Source organism: Xanthomonas sp. SHU 166 (assembly GCF_000364685.1).
Classification (GTDB): Bacteria; Pseudomonadota; Gammaproteobacteria; order Xanthomonadales; family Xanthomonadaceae; genus Xanthomonas_A; species Xanthomonas_A sontii.
In genome coordinates, this window is record NZ_AQOJ01000395.1 from 1 (window position 1) to 622 (window position 622).

Below are 622 nucleotides of genomic sequence, written 5' to 3' on the forward strand. Positions count from 1 at the left end.
CCCAGCCGCGGGTCCGCGTCGGCGAGGACGCCGGCGCTGCACCAGGTGCCGGCGACGATGCACGCCAGCAGCGGCCACAGTCGCCGCAGCAGCGCGCCGGTGCCTGCGCCCCAGGCTTGTTGCAGGTTGGTCAGCAGCGACGGCAGCGCCAGCAGCGCCGCGGCCTCGGTCGGCGTCAGCCAGAGTCCCAGCAGGCCCATCGCCACCGTCGGCAGGCCCATGCCGGCCACGCCCTTGACGCCGCCGGCGAGCAGGAAGACCAGGGCGATCGGCAGCAGATGCGGTGCGAGGGTGTCCATGGCATCCAGCATCGGCGCGCCGCGGCAGCCGGACAATGCGCGAATGCTTCAGGCAGACTTCGGCAACGACGAAGGCGGGAGCATCGATGCACCTGGATTTCACCGATCTGCGGCTGTTCCTGGCGGTGGCCGAGGCCGGCAGCATCACCGCCGGCGCCGACCGCGCAGCATTGTCGCTGGCCGCCGCCAGTGCACGCATCCGCGCGCTGGAGGCGCAGCTCGGCGTCGCGCTGTTCGCGCGCGGCCCGCGTGGCGTCGGCCTCACCGCGGCCGGCACCGCGCTGTTGCGGCACGCGCGGCAGTTGCTGCGGCAGGCCGAGGCG

Annotated in this window: 2 protein-coding genes; one reads left to right on the top strand and one right to left on the bottom strand. The window is 74.3% G+C overall.

Going from position 1 to position 622, the window contains the following annotated elements; genetic code table 11:
• Positions 1-299 (bottom strand): TSUP family transporter (locus tag D180_RS10950; RefSeq protein WP_043090824.1); only part of this gene is annotated, 299 nt, incomplete at its 3' end.
• Between the two features lie 86 nt (positions 300-385).
• Between D180_RS10950 and D180_RS10955 the strand changes: the two genes are divergently transcribed.
• Positions 386-622: LysR family transcriptional regulator (locus tag D180_RS10955; RefSeq protein WP_043090823.1), on the top strand; the 237-nt coding region annotated here is incomplete at its 3' end.